Below are 19243 nucleotides of genomic sequence, written 5' to 3'. Positions count from 1 at the left end.
CGATCCGTCCCGTGAGGCGGAGAAGGAGGTACGGCATGGCTCTGCCTGCCCCTGCCCAGACCCGTCTGGCGCCCCGATCGGCACTCATGGTCCTCGAGGACGGGCGCACCTTTCGCGGTGAGTCCTTCGGAGCCGAGGGCGAGACCTTCGGCGAGGCCGTCTTCTCCACCGGCATGTCCGGCTACCAGGAGACGTTGACCGACCCCAGCTACCACCGCCAGGTCGTCGTGATGACGGCCCCGCACGTCGGCAACACCGGGATGAACGACGAGGACACCGAGTCCTCGCGCATCTGGGTCGCCGGCTACGTCGTGCGCGACCCCGCCCGGGTCCCGTCCAGCTGGCGCAGCGTGCGCACCCTGGACGACGACCTGCGCGACCAGGGCGTCGTCGGCATCAGCGGCGTCGACACGCGTGCCCTCACCCGCCACCTCCGCGAGCGCGGTGCGATGCGCGTCGGCATCTCGACCACGGAGACCGACCCCCAGCGCCTGCTGGAGCGGGTCCTGGCCTCCGGGGAGATGACCGGCGCCAACCTCAGCGAGGCCGTGAGCACCAGCGAGGCGTACGTCGTCCCGGCACAGGGGACGAAGCGCTTCACGGTCGCGGCGGTCGACCTCGGCATCAAGTCCAACACCCCGCGGATGATGAGCGAGCGCGGCATCGAGGTGCACGTGCTCCCGGCCACCGCGACGCTCGACGACGTGCGGGCGCTCGGTCCGGACGGGCTGTTCTTCTCCAACGGGCCCGGTGACCCGGCCGCCACCACCGGCCAGGTCGAGCTGCTGCAGGGCGCGCTGCGCGCCGGCATCCCCTACTTCGGGATCTGCTTCGGCAACCAGCTGTTCGGTCGCGCGCTGGGCTTCGGCACCTACAAGCTCAAGTACGGCCACCGCGGGATCAACCAGCCGGTGATGGACCGCACGACCGGCAAGGTCGAGGTCACGGCCCACAACCACGGGTTCGCTGTCGACGCCCCGCTCGAGGGCATCACGACCACGGAGTTCGGCGAGGTCGCCGTCAGCCACGTCTGCCTCAACGACGACGTCGTCGAGGGCCTCGAGCTGCGTGACGCGGAGGGTCGACTCGTGTCCTTCTCCGTGCAGTACCACCCGGAGGCCGCGGCGGGCCCGCACGACGCGGCGTACCTCTTCGACCGCTTCTGCGAGCTGATGTCCTCGGTTTCGACACGCTCGCTGGCGCTCGCTGCTCAACCAGCGGACGACGACACCAAGAACGGGGGCAACTGACATGCCCAAGCGCACCGACATCCAGAGCGTCCTGGTCATCGGCTCCGGGCCGATCATCATCGGCCAGGCCTGCGAGTTCGACTACTCCGGCACCCAGGCGTGCCGGGTGCTGCGCCAGGAGGGCCTGCGGGTCGTCCTCGTCAACTCCAACCCGGCCACGATCATGACGGACCCGGAGTTCGCCGACGCGACCTACGTCGAGCCGATCACCCCCGAGTTCGTCGAGAAGGTCATCGCCAAGGAGCGCCCCGACGCGCTGCTGGCCACCCTCGGCGGCCAGACCGCGCTCAACTGCGCGATGGCGCTCGACAAGGCCGGCGTGCTCGAGAAGTACGGCGTCGAGCTGATCGGCGCCTCGATCGAGGCGATCGAGCGCGGCGAGAACCGCCAGCAGTTCAAGAAGATCGTCGAGGAGCTCGGCGGCGAGTCCGCGAAGAGCGTCATCTGCCACTCGATGGACGACCTGCTCGCCGCGGCGGACGAGCTCGGCTACCCGATGGTGGTCCGCCCGTCGTTCACGATGGGCGGCACCGGTTCCGGCATGGCCTACGACGAGGCCGACCTGCGCCGCATCGGCGGCGCCGGCCTCGCCGCGAGCCCCACCACCGAGGTGCTCCTCGAGGAGTCGATCCTCGGCTGGAAGGAGTACGAGCTCGAGGTGATGCGCGACCGGGCCGACAACAGCGTGATCGTCTGCTCCATCGAGAACCTGGACCCGATGGGCGTGCACACCGGCGACTCCATCACCGTCGCGCCCGCCCTGACCCTGACCGACCGCGAGTACCAGAAGATGCGCGACCTCGCGATCGCCATCATCCGCGCGGTCGGCGTCGACACGGGCGGCTGCAACATCCAGTACGCCGTGAACCCCGCCGACGGCCGCCTGATCGTCATCGAGATGAACCCGCGCGTCTCGCGGTCCTCCGCGCTCGCCTCGAAGGCGACCGGTTTCCCGATCGCCAAGATCGCCGCCAAGGTCGCGATCGGCTACACCCTCGACGAGATCCGGAACGACATCACCGAGGAGACCCCGGCGTCCTTCGAGCCGACCCTCGACTACGTCGTGGTGAAGGTCCCGCGGTTCGCCTTCGAGAAGTTCCCCGAGGCCGACCCGACGCTGACCACGCACATGAAGTCGGTCGGCGAGGCGATGGCCATCGGCCGCAACTTCACCGAGGCGCTGCAGAAGTCCCTGCGGTCGCTGGAGAGCAAGCACGCGCCGTTCGACTGGCACAAGGAGTTCGTCGAGCTCGACAAGGCCGCCCTCCTCGAGGAGATCGCGGTCCCGCACGACGGCCGGCTCAAGAAGGTCATGGACGCCATCCGGGCCGGCGCCACGCCGGAGGAGATCTTCGAGGCGACCAGGATCGACCCGTGGTTCGTCGACCAGCTCGCGCTGATCAACGAGGTCGCGGTCCAGCTCATCGACGCCCCCGAGCTCACCCCGGAGCTGTTGCGCCTGGCCAAGCGCCACGGCTTCTCCGACGAGCAGATCGGCAAGATCCGCGGGCTGTCCGCCGACGTCATCCGCGGCGTACGCCACGCCCTCGGCATCCGGCCGGTCTTCAAGACCGTCGACACCTGCGCCGCCGAGTTCGCCGCGCAGACGCCCTACCACTACTCCTCCTACGACGAGGAGACCGAGGTGCAGCCCCGCGCGGAGGGCAAGGAGGCCGTGATCATCCTCGGCTCCGGTCCCAACCGGATCGGCCAGGGCATCGAGTTCGACTACTCGTGCGTGCACGCCTCGCTCGCGCTGGCCGAGGCCGGCTACGAGACGATCATGGTCAACTGCAACCCGGAGACGGTGAGCACCGACTACGACACCTCCGACCGCCTCTACTTCGAGCCGCTCACGCTCGAGGACGTCCTCGAGATCGTCCACGCCGAGCAGCAGGCCGGCCCGATCGCGGGCGTGGTGTGCCAGCTCGGCGGGCAGACGCCGCTCGGCCTGGCCCAGGGCCTCGCCGACGCCGGGGTCCCCATCGTCGGCACCAGCCCGGAGGCGATCCACCTCGCCGAGGAGCGCGGGGCCTTCGGGCGCGTCCTCGCCGACGCCGGTCTCCCGGCGCCCAAGCACGGCACCGCGACGTCGTACCCCCAGGCCCAGCGGATCGCCCACGAGATCGGCTACCCGGTCCTGGTGCGCCCCTCGTACGTCCTGGGCGGGCGCGGCATGGAGATCGTCTACGACGACGCCGCGCTCGAGGCGTACCTCGAGAAGTACGTCGCCAACGGCCTGATCAACGAGCGCCAGCCGGTGCTGGTCGACCGGTTCCTCGACGACGCGGTCGAGATCGACGTCGACGCGATCTTCGACGGCGAGGAGCTCTTCCTCGGCGGCGTGATGGAGCACATCGAGGAGGCCGGCATCCACTCCGGCGACTCCTCGTGCGCGCTGCCGCCGATCACGCTGGGGCGCGAGGAGATCGACCGGATCCGGCGCTCGACCGAGGCGATCGCGCGCGGTCTCGACGTGCGCGGGCTGCTCAACATCCAGTACGCCCTCGCCTCCGACGTGCTCTACGTGCTCGAGGCCAACCCGCGCGCCTCGCGCACCGTGCCGTTCGTCTCCAAGGCCACCGCCACGCCGCTGGCCAAGGCGGCGGCGCGGGTGATGCTGGGCGAGTCGATCGCCGACCTCCGCACGGCGGGCGTGCTCCCTGCCGAGGGCGACGGCGGCCACCTCGCCGACGGCTCCCCGATCGCGGTCAAGGAAGCGGTCATGCCGTTCGACCGCTTCAAGACCGCCGACGGGCGCACCGTCGACGCGCTGCTCGGCCCGGAGATGCGCTCGACCGGAGAGGTGATGGGCTTCGACGCCTTCTTCGGCACCGCGTTCGCCAAGGCGCAGGCCGCGGCATACGGGTCGCTGCCGCTGTCGGGCACGGTCTTCGTGTCGGTCGCGAACCGCGACAAGCGCCACATGATCTTCCCGGTGCGGCAGATCGCCGACATGGGCTTCGAGATCCTCGCGACGGCGGGCACGGCCGAGGTGCTGCGCCGCAACGGCGTGAAGGCCACCGTGGTCCGCAAGCAGTCCGAGGGCGAGGGCCCCGACGGCGAGCGGACCATCGTGGGGCTCATCCGCGACCGCGAGGTCGACCTGGTGATCAACACGCCGCACGGCGCCACCAGCGGCGGCTCGCCGCGCGCGGACGGCTACGACATCCGTACGGCGGCGGTGCTCACCGACATCCCGTGCATCACCACCATCCAGGGCCTCGGCGCCGCCGTGCAGGGGCTGGAGGCGATGCGGCGCGGCGACATCGGGGTGCGCTCGCTGCAGGACTGGGCGGCCCACCTCAACCCGGCCGGCGACCGGACCGACTGACGTGCGGCCCTACGACGTCCTCTTCGAGCAGGCCCTGACCCGGGTCGACCCCGAGCGCATCCACCACGCCGCGTTCGGGGCGATCCGGGCGGCCGCGCCCGTGACCGGCCGCGTCGTCCGCGTCCCGTCGAGGCCGGTGCACGCCCTCGGCCTGACCTTCCCGCACGCGCTCGGGCTGGCCGCGGGCTTCGACAAGAACGCCGTGGGCATCGACGGCCTCGCCGCGCTCGGCTTCGGCCACGTCGAGATCGGCACGGTCACGGGAGAGGCCCAGCCGGGGAACCCGCAGCCGCGGCTGTTCCGGCTCAAGGACGACCGGGCGATCGTCAACCGGATGGGCTTCAACAACGACGGCGCCGAGGTGGTCGCGAAGCGCCTTGCGGCGTGGAGGTCGGGTGGCGGCTCGACGATCCTCGGCGTCAACATCGGCAAGTCCAAGGTCGTGCCGGAGGAGGAGGCCGCCCGCGACTACGAGAAGTCGGCCGGCCTGCTCGCGCCCTACGCCGACTACCTCGTGGTCAACGTGTCCTCGCCCAACACCCCGGGACTGCGCAACCTGCAGGCCGTGGAGAAGCTCGCGCCGATCCTGGCGGCCGTGCGTCGCCGCGCCGACGAGGCGCGGCCCGACCACCGGGTGCCGCTCCTGGTCAAGATCGCTCCCGACCTCAGCGACGACGACGTCCTCGCCGTCGCCGACCTCGCCCTGTCCAGCGGCCTCGACGGGATCATCGCCACCAACACCACGATCAGTCGCGACGGGCTCGCGAGCCCGGCGGCGACCGTGGCAGGCATCGGCGCCGGCGGGCTCAGCGGACGCCCGCTGACCCAGCGCTCGGAGGACGTCGTACGGATGCTGCGCCGGCGCGTCGGCCCGGAGCTGACACTCATCGGCGTCGGCGGCATCACCACGGTGGACGACGCCCGCCGGCGGCTGGTGGCCGGGGCCGACCTGCTCCAGGGCTACACGGCGTTCGTCTACGAGGGCCCGCTGTGGCCACGTCGCATCGTGCGGGGGCTCGCCACGGATGCCTGAGGAGCGGGGGACGCCGGCCGGACCGGTCCACGTGGAGGGGGAGGTCGTCGCCACCAAGCGGGTGGGCGCCTACCGCCACCTGACCCTGTCCGCCCCGGGCATCCCGGAGCGCTTCCGCGCAGGCGGTTTCGTCGCGGTCACGGTCGCCGGCCATGTCGCCCGCCGGGCGCTGTGGATCCACCGCGTCCGCGCCTCCAGCGCCTTCGGGCCCACGCTCGACGTGGTCGTCGAGGTGCGGGGGAGCGGCACCGCGTGGCTGGCCGCGCAACCGGTGGGGACCAGGATCGCGGTCACCGGTCCGCTCGGCCGCCCGTTCGCGCTGCCCAAGGACGCCGTGTCCTGCCTCCTCGTGGGCGAGGGCTACGCCGCGGCGCCCCTCTTCCCGCTCGCCGAACGGCTGCGCGAACGCGGCTGCGCGGTCTCGCTCGTGGTCTCGGCCCCCGACGAGGCGCACCTGCTCTCCGCGCTGGAGGCCCGACGCTCCGCTCGGTCGGTCACCGTCCTCACCGCGGACGGCTCGGTCGGCCAGCGCGGCGGCGTGGCCGACCACGTCGACGACCTCGTGCGCCGCAGCGACGCCGACGTCGTCTACGCAGCAGGTCCTGCGGCGGTCCTGCGCAGCGCCGCCGGAGCGGCCGAGCGCGCCGGCGCCTGGAGCCAGGTCGCGGTCGAGTGCCCGACGCCCTGCGGCACCGGGCTGTGCCACGGCTGCCCCCTGCCCGTCGTCGGCGAGGACGGCGTCGACCGGGTGGTCCGGGCCTGCACCGAGGGCCCGGTCGTCCGCGGCGACCGCGTGCGGTGGGACGCCCTGATCCCCCCACGGGACCCCGCGTGAGCGCCGCGCTGCTGGGTCGGGTGCCCGGTCCGGTGATGGTGGCCGCCGGGTGCGGCGGCACCGGCCGCGAGCTCCTGCCGTACGCCGGCCCCGCGGGCCTCGACGGCCTCGACCTCGTCACCCGGTCGATCACCCTCGACGCCCGCAGCGGTGGGCCGGGGCCCCGGGTGGTGGAGGTCCCCGGCGGTCTCGTCAACGCCGTCGGCCTGCCCAACCCCGGGCTGGAGCACTTCCTCGCCACCGAGCTCCCGTGGCTGGTGCGTGCCGGCGCCCGGGTCTTCGTCTCGGTCGCCGGAGCGACGATGGGGGAGTACGCCGACCTCGCGCGCCGGCTCAGCCGGGCGCCCGGCGTCGCCGGCCTCGAGGTCAACGTGGGCGCGCCCGACGAGGCGGGGGCCGGGCTGTTCGAGGTCCGCGAGCCCTACCACGCCGCCAGCGTCATCGCGGCCGTGCGGCGCGAGTTCCCCGCCGACCGTCCCGTCCTCGCCAAGCTGCGCCCCGACGTGTCCCGGATCGTCGAGGGCGCCCGCGCGTGCCACGAGGCCGGCGCCACCGCCGTGGTCGTCGGCAACGCCGTCCCGGCTGCCTTCAGGGACGGACGTCCGGGAGGACTGAGCGGCCCGGCGATCGCGTCCGTCGCGCTGCGCTGCGTCGTCGAGGTGCACCGAGCCCTGCCTGACGTGCCGACCATCGGGTGCGGCGGCGTGCACGACGTCGCGTCGGCCCGCGCCTTCCTCGACGCGGGCGCGCGAGGCGTACAGGTCGGCACCGCGCTCCTGCACGACCCGACCACGGTGACTCGCCTCCGCGCCGCCCTGCTGCCCGTCGACCCGCCCACCCCCGAGGAGACCCCATGACCCCGTTCGGCACCCGTCTGGCCGCCGCCATCGAGGAGCGCGGCCGGTTCTGCGTCGGCATCGACCCGCACGCCGCGCTGCTGCGGGAGTGGGGCCTCGGCGACGACGTCGCCTCGCTGGAGAGGTTCGCGCTCACCGTCGTCGAGGCGGTGGCACCCGTGGTCGGCGTGGTCAAGCCGCAGAGCGCCTTCTACGAGCGGTTCGGCAGCCGGGGCATCGCCGTCCTCGAGCGCGTCGTCGCCGAGTCGCGCGCCGCCGGGGCGCTGGTGCTGATGGACGCCAAGCGGGGCGACATCGGGTCGACCAGCCAGGCGTACGCCGACGCCTACCTCGACCCCGCCTCGCCGCTCGGCTGCGACGCGGTGACGGTCAGTCCCTACCTCGGCTTCGGCTCGCTGGCCCCGATGGTCGAGGCCTGCCGACGCCACGGCGGTGGGCTGTTCGTGCTCGCACTCACGTCCAACCCCGAGGGCCCCGAGGTCCAGCACGCCCGCACGGACGGCGGCACCGTCGCCGGCACGATGCTCGCGCACCTGCGCGCCGCCAACGCCGGCGCCGAGCCCGTGGGGTCCTTCGGCGCGGTCGTCGGCGCCACCATCGGCACCACCGACGAGGACCTCGACATCAACGGACCGCTCCTGGTGCCGGGCTACGGCGCCCAGGGCGGCACGGTCGCCGACCTCGAGCGCATCTTCGGCGCGGCCGCCCGTTGGGCGCTGCCGAGCTCGTCGCGCGAGGTGCTGGGCGCCGGCCCGGACCCGACGGCGCTGCGCGACGCCGCCCTGCGCGGCAACGACGCCGTACGGGGCCTGGGCGCGTGAGACGACTGGCCCCCGCGGTCCTGCTGGCCGGCCTGGCCCTCGGCGGCTGCTCGGGCGACCCGCAGGAGCGCTACTGCGAGGCGGTCGAGGAGCACCAGGCCGAGCTCACCGAGGTCGCGGCCTCCGACGACCCCGGCGCGGTGTTCGACGCGCTCGACGCCTACGACGACCTCGCCGAGCGGGCACCGCGCGACATCGCCGACGACTGGGCGGCCGTCGTCGACCCGCTGCGCGCCCTCGAGCAGGCGCTGGCCGAGCACGACGTGGACCCCTCCGACTACGACGCCGAGACGCCTCCGTCCGGCCTCGACGAGGACGCGCGCGCGGAGATCGAGGCGGCGGCCCGCGAGGTCGGTTCGGAGCAGACCGTACGCGCCATGGCCGCGGTCGAGCAGCACGCGCTCGACGTGTGCGGCACGCCGCTGTCGCGCTGACCGACCCCTGGCCTCCGGCCGCCCATGGCGTACGTCACGCGGGGCGTGTGGCGGCATCGGCTCGATTGCCTGTGTCGTCGGGCAATGACTAGATTGACCCGCACCAGCCGGGCCCTCTCCCACCCGGCCCTTTCCGACCCAGAAGGACAGCTTTCGTGGCCTTGCCCCCTCTGACGCCCGAGCAGCGCCAGGCAGCCCTCGACAAGGCTGCGGCCTCCCGACGCGAGCGGGCCGAGGTGAAGAACCGCCTCAAGAACTCCGGTGGCTCCATCGTCGATGTGCTGCGCGAGGGCCAGACCAACGAGGTCATCGGCAAGATGCGCGTCGTCGAGCTCCTCCAGTCGGTCCCCGGGCTCGGTCGCGTCCGTGCCCGCCAGGTGATGGAGCGGCTCGGGATCGCCGAGAGCCGACGCGTCCGCGGGCTCGGCGTCAAGCAGGTCGCCGCGCTCGAGCGTGAGTTCGGCCCCGACGCCCCGTGACCGGCTCCGACCCGACTCCCGACACCGCCGCGCCGTCGGGCAACCACACCACGCGCTCGCGGCTGATCGTGCTCGCCGGCCCCACCGCCGTGGGCAAGGGGACCGTCGCCGCGGCCGTGCGCGAGACGCACCCCGAGGTCTGGATCTCGGTGTCCGCGACCACCCGCCCCCCGCGTCCCGGCGAGGAGAACGGCGTCCACTACTGGTTCGTCTCCGACGAGGAGTTCGACGCGATGGTCGCCAAGGGCGACCTGCTGGAGTGGGCCGTGGTCCACAAGGCCGCCCGCTACGGCACGCCGCGCGGTCCGGTCGACCTCGCCCTCGCGTCCGGTCATCCGGCCATGCTCGAGATCGACCTCCAGGGCGCCCGCCAGGTCCGCGAGACCATGCCGGAGGCGCTGTTCGTGTTCCTCAAGCCGCCGTCGTGGGAGGAGCTCGTACGCCGGCTCGTCGGCCGCGGCACCGAGTCCGAGGCAGAGCGCGAGCGTCGCCTCGAGACCGCGAGGGCCGAGCTGGCGGCCGAGAGCGAGTTCGACGTGACCATCGTCAACCACGAAGTTCACGCTGCAGCCGACGAGTTGGTAGCCTTGATGGTTGGACCCGTCTCCAACCGATCTGACTAGCGAGGCACCATCACCGTGGCTTCTCCCACCATCGCCGCCGAGGGCGTCACCAACCCCTCGATCGACGACCTGCTCACCAAGACCGACAGCAAGTACAAGCTCGTGCTCTACAGCGCACAGCGTGCCCGCCAGATCAACGCCTACTACTCGCAGCTCGGCGAGGGCCTCCTGGAGTACGTCGGCCCGCTGGTCGACACCCACGTCCAGGAGAAGCCGCTCTCGATCGCCCTGCGCGAGATCAACGACGACCTCCTGACCTGCGAGGACATCGACCCCGCAGCCGAGGCCGCCGCCGCCGAGGCTGCCGCCGCCGGCGACACCACGGAGTGACGCGAGCCTCACGATGACCGTCAAGGTCGTCCTGGGCGTCTCCGGCGGGATCGCGGCCTACAAGGCCTGCGAGCTGCTGCGCCGGTTCACCGAGTCGGGGCACGACGTCACCGTCGTGCCCACGGCTGCGGCCCTGGAGTTCGTCGGGGCGCCCACGTGGGCTGCGCTGTCCGGCAAGCCGGTCTCGGCCGAGGTCTGGTCTGGCGTGCACGAGGTGCCCCACGTGCGCATCGGGCAGTCCGCCGACGTGGTCGTGGTCGCGCCGGCGACCGCCGACCTGCTCGCGAAGGCGGCCCACGGGCTCGCCGACGACCTCCTCACCAACACGCTCCTCACCGCGCGCTGCCCGGTCGTGCTCGCCCCGGCGATGCACACCGAGATGTGGGAGCACCCCGCCACGCAGGCCAACGTCGAGACGCTGCGCCGCCGCGGGGCCGTCGTCATCGAGCCCGCCGAGGGCCGGCTCACCGGTGCCGACAGCGGCAAGGGCCGGCTCCCCGAGCCGGCCGAGATCTTCGACCTCGTGCGGGCGGTGCTCGACCGCGGGCCGGACATGCGCCCCGACCTCGCCGGCCGCAAGGTCGTGGTGTCCGCCGGCGGCACCCGCGAGTACCTCGACCCGGTGCGCTTCCTCGGCAACCGCTCATCCGGCCTGCAGGGCTACGCACTGGCCCGTACGGCAGCCGCCCGCGGTGCCCACGTCACCCTCGTCAGTGCCAACGTCTCCCTGGCCGACCCGGCCGGGGTGAGCGTCGTACGGGTCGAGACGACCGACCAGCTGCGCGAGGCCGTGGTCGCGGCGACCGCCACCGCCGACGCGGTCGTGATGGCTGCGGCGCCCGCCGACTTCCGGCCCGTGTCGGTGAGCGAGGCCAAGATCAAGAAGGCCGACGACGGCTCCGCGCCGGCCATCGAGCTGGTGCAGAACCCCGACATCCTCGCCGAGATCTCCCGCGACCGGGCCCGCGAGGGAGCGGTGGTCGTCGGCTTCGCCGCCGAGACGGGTGATGCGTCCGGCTCGGTCCTCGACCTCGGGCGCGCCAAGCTGGCGCGCAAGGGCTGCGACCTGCTGGTGGTCAACGACGTCAGCGGGGGAGCGGTCTTCGGCAGCACCGACAACGAGGCCGTCATCCTCGGGGCCGACGGCGCCGCGGTCGAGGTCCCGCACGGCACGAAGACCGCGCTGGCCCACGTCATCTGGGACGAGGTCGCGCGTAGGTTCCCCTGAGATGGGGATTCCGGATACTGGGCAACGGGTACGTTTGCCTCCACCGTTCCACACAAGAATCGAGGGACCCGTGGCTGGACGCCTCTTCACCTCCGAGTCCGTGACCGAGGGTCACCCGGACAAGATCGCCGACCGGATCAGCGACTCCGTCCTCGACCACCTCATGGCCGCCGACCCCGACCGCGCCAACCTGCGCGTCGCCGTCGAGACGCTGCTGACCACCGGGCTGGTCGTCGTGGCCGGTGAGGTCCGCACCACCGCCTACGCCCCGGTGGCCGACATCGTCCGCAGGGCGATCCTCGAGATCGGCTACGACTCCTCGGAGAAGGGCTTCGACGGCACCACCTGCGGCGTGCAGGTCGCCATCGGCGCCCAGTCCAGCGACATCGCCGCCGGCGTCGACGCCGGCCACGAGTCCCGCGTCGGCTCGTCGGAGGACGAGCTCGACAAGCGCGGCGCCGGCGACCAGGGCCTCATGTTCGGCTACGCGTGCGACGACACCCCCGAGCTGATGCCGCTCCCGATCACCATCGCGCAGCGGCTCGCGCAGCGCCTGACCCAGGTCCGCAAGGACGGCACTCTCGGCTACCTGCGTCCCGACGGCAAGACCCAGGTCACCATCGAGTACGACCAGGACGACCGCCCGGTGCGCGTCGACACCGTGGTGCTCTCCACCCAGCACGACCCCGGGATCGAGCACGCGGCGCTCGAGGCCGACATCAAGCAGCACGTCATCGACCCGGTGCTCGCTGACTTCGAGATCCCCTCCGAGGGCTACCGGATGCTGGTCAACCCCACCGGCACCTTCGTCATCGGCGGCCCGATGGGCGACGCCGGCCTCACCGGACGCAAGATCATCGTCGACACCTACGGCGGCATGGCCCGCCACGGCGGCGGCGCCTTCTCCGGCAAGGACCCCTCCAAGGTCGACCGCTCGGCCGCCTACGCCATGCGCTGGGTCGCCAAGAACGTCGTCGCCGCGGGCCTGGCCCGCCGGTGCGAGGCCCAGGTCGCCTACGCGATCGGCAAGGCCGCGCCGGTCGGCGTGTTCATCGAGACCTTCGGGACCGGTGTCGTGTCGGACGAGAAGATCCAGGACGCGGTCCTCGAGGTCTTCGACCTGCGCCCGGCGGCGATCATCCGCGACCTCGACCTGCTCCGGCCGATCTACGCCGAGACGTCGGCCTACGGCCACTTCGGTCGCGAGCTGCCGGAGTTCACCTGGGAGTCGACCGACCGGGCCGACAAGCTGAAGGCCGCGGCCGGCGTCTGACCCGGGCCGCCGCCCTCTCGCAGAGTCCCCGCCCGAGCGGGGACTCTGCCACTTCGAGGGGGTTGCAACCGCCTCCAGGTGTCGGACTTCCCCACCAGGTCCGAGCGTCGGAGGCCGCTGACAGAATCAGCCGCATGACGCAGCACGAAGCCCCGGAAGCCGACATGCTTCCGGGGCTTCGCGCTGCCGTCGACGATGCCCGGGCCAAGGCGGCGGCCACCCGGCGACGCAAGGCGGCGGCCTGGGAGCCGGCAGCGACCGACCCGGTCGCGCGCGTGCTCGTCGACATCGCCCTGGCCCACCTCGACCGCCCCTTCGACTACGCCGTGCCGGTGTCGATGGCCGACACGGCGGTCCCCGGCGCCCGGGTCAAGGTCCGGTTCGCCGGCCAGGACGTCGACGGCTTCGTGGTCGAGCGGGCGAGCACCTCCGATCACACCGGCTCCCTCCAGCCGCTGCGCCGGGTCGTCAGCCCCGAGCCCGTCCTCGCACCCGAGATCGCCCACCTGAGCGAGACCCTCGCCCGCAGGTACGCCGGCGCCCGCTCCGACGTGCTCCGCCTCGCGGTGCCCCCGCGGCACGCCACCGCCGAGAAGGCGCCGTCCCCGGCTGCTCCGGCCGTCCCCACGGTGACCTCCACGGCCTGGTCCGAGGTCGAGCACGCCGACGCCTTCCTGCGCCACCTCGCGACCGGCGGTGCACCGCGGGCCGTCTGGTCCGTCGCCCCGGCCGACGACTGGCCCGCCATGGTCGCGGAGGCCGTCGCAGCCACGTACGGCGGTGGTCGCGGTGCGCTGGTCTGCGTCCCGGACCGACGAGACGTCGCCCGCGTCGACGCCGCGCTCACGTCGGTGCTGGGGGAGGGGCACCACGTGTGCCTCACCGCCGACGGCGGCCCCGCAGCGCGCTACCGGGACTTCCTGGCCGTCTCGCGCGGAGCCCGTCGCATCGTCGTCGGCACCCGGTCGGCGGCCTTCGCACCCGTGCACGGGCTCGGGCTCGTCGTGCTCTGGGACGACGGCGACGACCTCCACGCCGAGCCCCGGGCGCCCTATCCGCACACCCGCGAGGTGCTCCTCGCCCGCGCTGAGCAGCAGGGCACCGCCGTGCTCATCGGCGGGGCGGCGCGCACCCCCGAGGCCCAGCAGCTGGTGACGAGCGGCTGGGCCCACGAGCTCGCGGTCCCGCGCGCGGTGCTGCGCCGGCGGGTGCGGGTCGAGGCCGTGCCCGCAGAGGACCGGTCGGTCGGCACGCGCATCCCGCGCGCGGCCTACGACGCCGTCCGGCGCGGCCTCACCACCGGCCCGGTCCTCGTCCAGACGCCACGAGCCGGCTACGCCGCCTCGCTCGCCTGCGACACCTGCCGCACACCCGCCCGCTGCACGGCGTGCACCGGGCCGCTGGCGCTGGCAGGTCCCACCGAGCCGCCGCAGTGCCGCTGGTGCGGGCACACCGAGGCGGCCTGGGCGTGCGCGGCCTGTGGAGGTCGCGGCCTGCGCGCCCCCGTACGTGGTGAGGCGCGCACGGCCGAGGAGCTGGGCCGGATGTTCGCCGGCACCACGGTGCGCAGCTCCAGCGGCGACCGCGTCCTGGACCGGGTGGGGGCGTCGGCCGACATCGTGGTGGCCACCGTCGGTGCCGAGCCGGTCGCCGACGAGGGCTACGCCGCGGTCGTCCTGCTCGACACCTGGCTCACCCTGGCGCGCGACGACATGCGCGTCGCCGAGGAGGCGCTGCGCCGCTGGCTCAACGCGGCGGCGCTCGTGAGGGCGGGCGGCCACGTCGTCGCCGTCGGTGACCCGGCCCACCCGGCGTTGCAGGCCCTGGTGCGCTGGGATCCTGCCGGCTTCGCCCGTCGCGAGGCCGACGAGCGCGCGCAGGCCCACCTGCCCCCGGCGGCCCGCATGGCGACCGTGACCGGCGACCTGGGCGCCCTCGACGACGTCCTCCACCTCCTCGACCTGCCCGAGGCCGCGGAGGTGCTCGGACCGGTGCCGGTCGACGGCGAGCACCGCGTGCTCCTGCGGGTGCCGTGGTCCGCGGGCGACGCCCTGTCCCACTCGCTCGGCGACCTCCAGCGGCTGCGCTCGGCCCGCAAGCTCGACCCCGTACGCATCCAGGTCGACCCGCTCAGCATCTAGGCCCGGAGCCGGCCTGCCGTGCAGCCACGATGGCCACCGCGGGGACGGCGACGACGGTCGGAGTCCCTAGACTTGGCCCTTCCCGCACACCCGATCCAAGGAGCTCCGTGGCCGTCCAGCCCATCCGCCTCTTCGGTGACCCGGTCCTGCGCCAGCGCGCGGTGGAGGTCGACGATTTCGACAAGGAGGTCCGTCAGCTCGTCACGGACCTCACCGACACGATGCTCGCCGCGCCCGGAGCCGGGCTCGCGGCGCCCCAGATCGGGGTCGGCCTGCGGGTGTTCACCTGGAACGTCGAGGGCCAGGTCGGCCACCTCGTCAACCCGTCGCTCGAGCTCTCGGACGACACCCAGGACGGGGCCGAGGGCTGCCTGTCGCTGCCCGAGCTGACCTATGACTGCCTGCGCGCCCTCTCGGTCGTCGCCACCGGCTTCGACATGCACGGCGAGCCCCAGAGGATCGAGGCCTCCGAGCTGCTCGCACGCGCCATGCAGCACGAGACCGACCACCTCGACGGCATCCTCTTCATCGACCGGCTCGACACCGCCGCACGCAAGGCAGCGATGAAGGAGATCCGCGAGTCCGAGTGGTTCGGCCTGGAGAAGCCCACCGTGCGGATCAGCCCGCACGCCACGAACGGATTCGCCCGATGAGGCGGCACCGCTGATGCGCGTCGTCTTCGCCGGCACCCCCGAGGTGGCCCTTCCCGCGCTCGACGCCGTCGCCGCGAGCCGCCACGAGCTCGTCGGCGTCGTGACGCGACCCGACGCGCCGAGCGGCCGGGGCCGCAGGCTCGTCGCGAGCCCGGTCGCCCAGCGCGCCGAGGAGCTCGGCGTGCCCGTGCTCAAGCCCGAGCACCCGCGCGACCCCGACTTCCAGGCCGCCCTGGCTGACCTCCGTCCGGACGCCTGCCCGGTCGTGGCCTACGGCGCCCTCCTGCCGCAGTCCGCGCTCGACCTCGTGCCCCACGGCTGGATCAACCTCCACTTCTCGGTCCTGCCCGCCTGGCGCGGCGCGGCGCCGGTCCAGCACGCGCTGTGGGCCGGCGACGAGGTCACCGGCGCCACGACCTTCCGGATCGTCAAGGCGCTCGACGCCGGTCCCGTCTTCGGCGTCATGACCGAGCGGATCCGGCCCGACGACACGGCCGGCGACCTCCTCGCCCGCCTCGCGGAGGGGGGAGCCGGCCTGCTCGTGCAGACCCTCGACGGCATCGAGGACGGCACGCTCGAGGCACGCGAGCAGCCCGAGGACGGTCTCTCGTACGCCCCGAAGATCCTCGTCGACGACGCTCGCATCGACTGGAGCCACCCGGCCGCGGCGATCGACCGGCAGGTGCGGGCGTGCCACCCGGCACCCGGGGCGTGGAGCACGTTCGAGGGCGAGCGGATCAAGATCGGCCCGGTCACCGCGACCGACCACGACGCCCTCCCGCCCGGCGTCCTCGAGGTCACCAAGAACGCCGTCCTCGTCGGCACCGGCACCGCGCCGGTGCGGCTCGGGGAGGTCAAGGCGTTCGGCAAGAAGCAGATGCAGGCGGCCGACTGGGCCCGCGGCGTACGCCTCGCGTCCGGCACGAGCCTCGGCGGGACCGACGAGTCGTGAGCACGCCCGCCCGCCCCGAGGACGTCGACGAGATCTGCGCCGGCCTGCCCGAGACGGAGTTCGGCACGTCGTGGGGCGACCGACCGACCTGGAAGGTGCCGCGCGGCGACAAGGGCCGGGGATTCGTGCTCTACCGGGCGCCGCACAAGAGCGCGGTGGACCCGGCGACGGGCGAGATGTACGACGACCTCGTGGTCATCACGACGCCGACCGAGGTCGAGAAGAACGCCCTCGTCGAGGACCCGGACACCCCGTTCTTCACCATCGACCACTTCAAGGGCTACAGCGCCGTCCTCGTCCAGCAGTCGCGCCTCGGCGAGATCGACCGGGACGAGCTGGTCGAGATCCTCACCGACGCGTGGGCCACGAGGGCACCCAGGCGGCTGGTCCGGGAGCACCTCGGTGAGTGAGCGCCGCCACCGCCCCGTCGACCGCGCGCGCCGCGCCGCCCTCGACGTCCTGACAGCCGTCCGGGTCGACGAGGCGTACGCCAACCTGGTCCTCCCGCAGGTGCTGCGCAAGCACGGGCTCACCGGCCGTGATGCGGCCCTGGCGACCGAGCTGGCCTCGGGCGCGATCCGCATGCACGGCCTCTACGACCCGGTCATCGACGCGTGCCTGACCAAGCCGCGGCTCCAGCCCGAGGTGCGCGACGTGCTGCGCCTCGGCACGCACCAGCTGCTGTCGATGCGGGTGCCGGACCACGCGGCGATCTCCACGAGCGTCGACCTCGTCCGCGCCACGGTCGGCCGGGGACCGTCGGGTCTCGTCAACGCCGTGCTCCGCGCCGTCAGCCGGCGCGGCCTCGGCGACTGGATCGACGAGGTCGCCCCCGACAGGGCGGCCGATCCGCACGGTCACCTCGCCGTCGCGCGTTCCCACCCCCGATGGGTGGTCGACCTGTTGGCGGAGGCCCTCGGCGCCGATGACGAGCTCGACGCCCTCCTGGCCGCCGACAACGCCGCCCCCCGCGTCACCCTCGTCGCCCGTCCCGGGCTCGCGACGGTCGAGGAGCTGGAGGCCGCCGGCGGCACCCGCACCGCCCGGTCGCCGTACGGCGTGGTGCTCGACGGCGGTGACCCCGCTGCGGTCCCGGCCGTCGCCGAGGGTCGGGCAGGGGTGCAGGACGAGGGCTCCCAGCTCGTCGCGCTGGCGATGGCGGACGCCCCGCTGGAGGGTCGCGACGAGAGGTGGCTGGACCTGTGTGCCGGGCCCGGCGGGAAGGCGGCGCTCCTCGCCGCGCTCGCCGAGCGGCGCGGCGCGTCCCTCCTCGCCAACGAGCGCCAGCCCCACCGCGCCGCCCTCGTCTCGTCCGCCGTGCGGGCGGTCCCGGCCGGCGCTGTCCACGTGGTCGCCGGCGACGGCATGCGACCCGCGTGGGTGCCCGGCACCTTCGACCGCGTGCTCGTCGACGCGCCGTGCTCGGGCCTCGGCGCCCTTCGCCGCCGACCGGAGTCGCGCTGGCGGCGTGCTCCCGAGGACGTCGAGGAGCTGGTGGTCCTGCAGCAGGTGCTGCTCGACGGGGCCCTCGACGCCGTACGCCCCGGCGGGGTCGTGGTCTACGCGACGTGCTCGCCGGTGGTTGCCGAGACGAGCGGGATCGTCGACGCGGTGCTCGGCAGGCGGGGCGACACCGACGAGGTCGAGCGTTTCCAGCTGTGGCCGCACCGCGACGGGACCGACGCGATGTTCGCCGCGACCTTGCGGCGTCGGGCCTGAGACGTCGGGCCTGAGACGTCGGGCCTGAGACCCGTCGGAGGGCCGCCCCGTCACCCGGACAGGTGAATTCGGGGCGACGGGTACGCGTCCCTGCGCGTCGCCTGTTCCCATTGCTTGCGTGCACGAGCATGATGGGGGCAGCGCGGTCCACCGGAGGGGTGGGCGGCGCCACGGGGAGCAGGAACCACACATGCACGTACGCAGCCTCATGGCGGCCGCGGCCGCCACGGCTCTGACGACCCTGGGCGCGGCCCTGGGTGCCGGCCCTGCCCTGGCAGCCGAGCCACGCACGCTCTCCGGCCCGTCCACGGGCGACGCGGACTCCTACCTGACCTTCGTGCGCTGCGACTCCCTGTTCGGTTCTCCGGCCGCGACCGCACCGCGCTCGCGGATCAACCTCGGCCCCTACTCCGCCCCGATCGGACGCCGCTCCCTCGGCCTCGTCCCGACCGGACCGGGCAGCGCCGCCGGCCCCTACACGGCCTTCGCGGCCCTCAGCGGGCTCGACGCCTCACTGTCCGTCGCCGCGACCGGCGGGAGCCAGGGCGTCTCCTGGGTGGTGACGGTCACCCCGACGAGCCCGCGCGGCACGGCCTGGACCGGTCGCGCGGCGGTGCCCGTGCCCGCCGGGTCCTGGACCCACGTGGCGAGCAGCGCCCAGACCTACGAGTGGACCCTGGTCGACCTGGCCACGGGTGCAGTCCTCGACCGGGCACCCGACGGCACCCCCGCCGCGTTCGCCTCCGCGCAGGGTGACGGACCCGGCTTCGCGGTCACGGGTTTCGGCTGCGACGGCCGGCCCTTCAACCTCGACGCGGTCCACGGAGCCGGCACGACCTACGACTTCGAGGGCGTGCAGCTCCGCACCTCGGTCGACGTGGACGTCCGCCAGGTCCGCACCGGCGACAAGGTCACGATCACCGGTGCGGTCGCCGACGCGGCCGGCCGGGTGACGGGCGACCCGCTCGTCCTGCAGACCCGCGTCCCCGGCGGCGCGTGGACGTCCGCCGATGCGGCCGTCCTCGCCGACAAGGACGGCGTGACCCGGACCTCGGTCGAGCTCCAGGAGACCACCGAGCTCCGCTGGCACCGTCCGGAGAGCCAGTACGCGGACGAGGGGTGGTCCGACGTGGTCACCGTGACCGTCACGGCGCCTGAGGAGACTCCTGCTGAGGGGCCCGCTGAGGGTCCCGCTGAGGGTCCCGCTGAGGGTCCCGCTGAGGGTCCCGGCGACGGTCCCGCGCCGTCCGAGGCTCCCGCACAGCAGTAGCCCGCACCGCT

The 19243-nt window shown here is 73.6% G+C and carries 18 protein-coding genes; all 18 read left to right on the top strand.

Features of this window, described 5'->3' with window-relative positions; genetic code table 11:
- Positions 1-35 precede the first annotated feature (35 nt).
- Positions 36-1250, top strand: a complete 1215-nt coding sequence (gene carA, locus IEZ24_RS11745) for a glutamine-hydrolyzing carbamoyl-phosphate synthase small subunit (protein ID WP_129453937.1) — start codon at positions 36-38, stop codon at positions 1248-1250.
- A 1-nt stretch (position 1251) separates the two neighbouring features.
- The gene (gene carB, locus IEZ24_RS11740; RefSeq protein WP_129453938.1) at positions 1252-4584 is read left to right on the top strand and encodes a carbamoyl-phosphate synthase large subunit; all 3333 of its coding nucleotides are present in this window, start codon (positions 1252-1254) and stop codon (positions 4582-4584) included.
- 1 nt (position 4585) lies between these two features.
- Positions 4586-5617: a quinone-dependent dihydroorotate dehydrogenase gene (locus IEZ24_RS11735; RefSeq protein WP_129453939.1), complete on the top strand. Its 1032-nt coding sequence runs from the start codon at positions 4586-4588 to the stop codon at positions 5615-5617.
- Positions 5610-6452 carry an iron-sulfur cluster-binding protein gene (locus tag IEZ24_RS11730; protein WP_129453940.1) on the top strand — a complete coding sequence of 281 codons (843 nt, stop codon included), beginning with the start codon at positions 5610-5612 and terminating at the stop codon, positions 6450-6452. Before IEZ24_RS11735 ends, IEZ24_RS11730 begins: the two co-directional genes overlap by 8 nt.
- Positions 6449-7309, top strand: a complete 861-nt coding sequence (locus IEZ24_RS11725) for a beta/alpha barrel domain-containing protein (protein ID WP_129453941.1) — start codon at positions 6449-6451, stop codon at positions 7307-7309. The genes IEZ24_RS11730 and IEZ24_RS11725 overlap by 4 nt, the downstream gene beginning before the upstream one ends.
- Positions 7306-8130 (top strand): orotidine-5'-phosphate decarboxylase, encoded by an 825-nt coding sequence (gene pyrF, locus IEZ24_RS11720; RefSeq protein ID WP_129453942.1) that lies wholly within the window; start codon positions 7306-7308, stop codon positions 8128-8130. Before IEZ24_RS11725 ends, pyrF begins: the two co-directional genes overlap by 4 nt.
- Positions 8127-8564, top strand: coding sequence for a hypothetical protein (locus tag IEZ24_RS11715; RefSeq protein ID WP_129453943.1), 438 nt, complete (start codon positions 8127-8129; stop codon positions 8562-8564). The genes pyrF and IEZ24_RS11715 overlap by 4 nt, the downstream gene beginning before the upstream one ends.
- A 155-nt stretch (positions 8565-8719) precedes the next feature.
- On the top strand, positions 8720-9043 hold the full coding sequence (gene mihF / locus IEZ24_RS11710) for an integration host factor, actinobacterial type (RefSeq protein WP_129453944.1): 324 nt from the start codon (positions 8720-8722) through the stop codon (positions 9041-9043).
- Positions 9040-9666 (top strand): guanylate kinase, encoded by a 627-nt coding sequence (gene gmk, locus IEZ24_RS11705; RefSeq protein WP_129453945.1) that lies wholly within the window; start codon positions 9040-9042, stop codon positions 9664-9666. The genes mihF and gmk overlap by 4 nt, the downstream gene beginning before the upstream one ends.
- A gap of 15 nt (positions 9667-9681) precedes the next feature.
- On the top strand, positions 9682-9996 hold the full coding sequence (gene rpoZ / locus IEZ24_RS11700) for a DNA-directed RNA polymerase subunit omega (RefSeq protein WP_129453946.1): 315 nt from the start codon (positions 9682-9684) through the stop codon (positions 9994-9996).
- 13 nt (positions 9997-10009) lie between these two features.
- On the top strand, positions 10010-11224 hold the full coding sequence (gene coaBC / locus IEZ24_RS11695; protein ID WP_129453947.1) for a bifunctional phosphopantothenoylcysteine decarboxylase/phosphopantothenate--cysteine ligase CoaBC: 1215 nt from the start codon (positions 10010-10012) through the stop codon (positions 11222-11224).
- 70 nt (positions 11225-11294) lie between these two features.
- Complete coding sequence (gene metK, locus IEZ24_RS11690; RefSeq protein WP_129453948.1) at positions 11295-12497, top strand: methionine adenosyltransferase; 1203 nt, start codon at positions 11295-11297, stop codon at positions 12495-12497.
- A 134-nt stretch (positions 12498-12631) separates the two neighbouring features.
- Entirely contained in the window at positions 12632-14638 is a 2007-nt protein-coding gene (locus IEZ24_RS11685) for a primosomal protein N' (protein WP_165356000.1), read from the top strand.
- Positions 14639-14745: 107 nt separating this feature from the next.
- The gene (gene def, locus IEZ24_RS11680; protein ID WP_129453949.1) at positions 14746-15291 is read left to right on the top strand and encodes a peptide deformylase; all 546 of its coding nucleotides are present in this window, start codon (positions 14746-14748) and stop codon (positions 15289-15291) included.
- A gap of 13 nt (positions 15292-15304) precedes the next feature.
- Positions 15305-16243 (top strand): methionyl-tRNA formyltransferase, encoded by a 939-nt coding sequence (gene fmt, locus IEZ24_RS11675; protein WP_129453950.1) that lies wholly within the window; start codon positions 15305-15307, stop codon positions 16241-16243.
- On the top strand, positions 16240-16653 hold the full coding sequence (locus IEZ24_RS11670) for an MmcQ/YjbR family DNA-binding protein (RefSeq protein WP_129453951.1): 414 nt from the start codon (positions 16240-16242) through the stop codon (positions 16651-16653). The genes fmt and IEZ24_RS11670 overlap by 4 nt, the downstream gene beginning before the upstream one ends.
- Positions 16646-17962 (top strand): RsmB/NOP family class I SAM-dependent RNA methyltransferase, encoded by a 1317-nt coding sequence (locus IEZ24_RS11665; protein ID WP_129453952.1) that lies wholly within the window; start codon positions 16646-16648, stop codon positions 17960-17962. The genes IEZ24_RS11670 and IEZ24_RS11665 overlap by 8 nt, the downstream gene beginning before the upstream one ends.
- A 190-nt stretch (positions 17963-18152) precedes the next feature.
- On the top strand, positions 18153-19232 hold the full coding sequence (locus IEZ24_RS11660) for a hypothetical protein (protein WP_129453953.1): 1080 nt from the start codon (positions 18153-18155) through the stop codon (positions 19230-19232).
- Positions 19233-19243: the final 11 nt, after the last annotated feature.

Origin of the sequence: Nocardioides ganghwensis (assembly GCF_014779655.1) — a bacterium.
GTDB classification, from domain to species: domain Bacteria; phylum Actinomycetota; class Actinomycetes; order Propionibacteriales; family Nocardioidaceae; genus Nocardioides; species Nocardioides ganghwensis.
This window is presented reverse-complemented; position numbering and strand designations above follow the sequence as displayed.

Bases quoted from the DNA above. Each gene is read 5' to 3' on its own strand.
- pyrF (WP_129453942.1), top strand. From the start codon at position 7,306: ATGACCCCGTTCGGCACCCGTCTGGCCGCCGCCATCGAGGAGCGCGGC.
- IEZ24_RS11685 (WP_165356000.1), top strand. From the start codon at position 12,632: ATGACGCAGCACGAAGCCCCGGAAGCCGACATGCTTCCGGGGCTTCGC.
- carB (WP_129453938.1), top strand. From the start codon at position 1,252: ATGCCCAAGCGCACCGACATCCAGAGCGTCCTGGTCATCGGCTCCGGG.
- carA (WP_129453937.1), top strand. From the start codon at position 36: ATGGCTCTGCCTGCCCCTGCCCAGACCCGTCTGGCGCCCCGATCGGCA.
- IEZ24_RS11660 (WP_129453953.1), top strand. From the start codon at position 18,153: ATGCACGTACGCAGCCTCATGGCGGCCGCGGCCGCCACGGCTCTGACG.
- IEZ24_RS11730 (WP_129453940.1), top strand. From the start codon at position 5,610: ATGCCTGAGGAGCGGGGGACGCCGGCCGGACCGGTCCACGTGGAGGGG.
- fmt (WP_129453950.1), top strand. From the start codon at position 15,305: ATGCGCGTCGTCTTCGCCGGCACCCCCGAGGTGGCCCTTCCCGCGCTC.
- coaBC (WP_129453947.1), top strand. From the start codon at position 10,010: ATGACCGTCAAGGTCGTCCTGGGCGTCTCCGGCGGGATCGCGGCCTAC.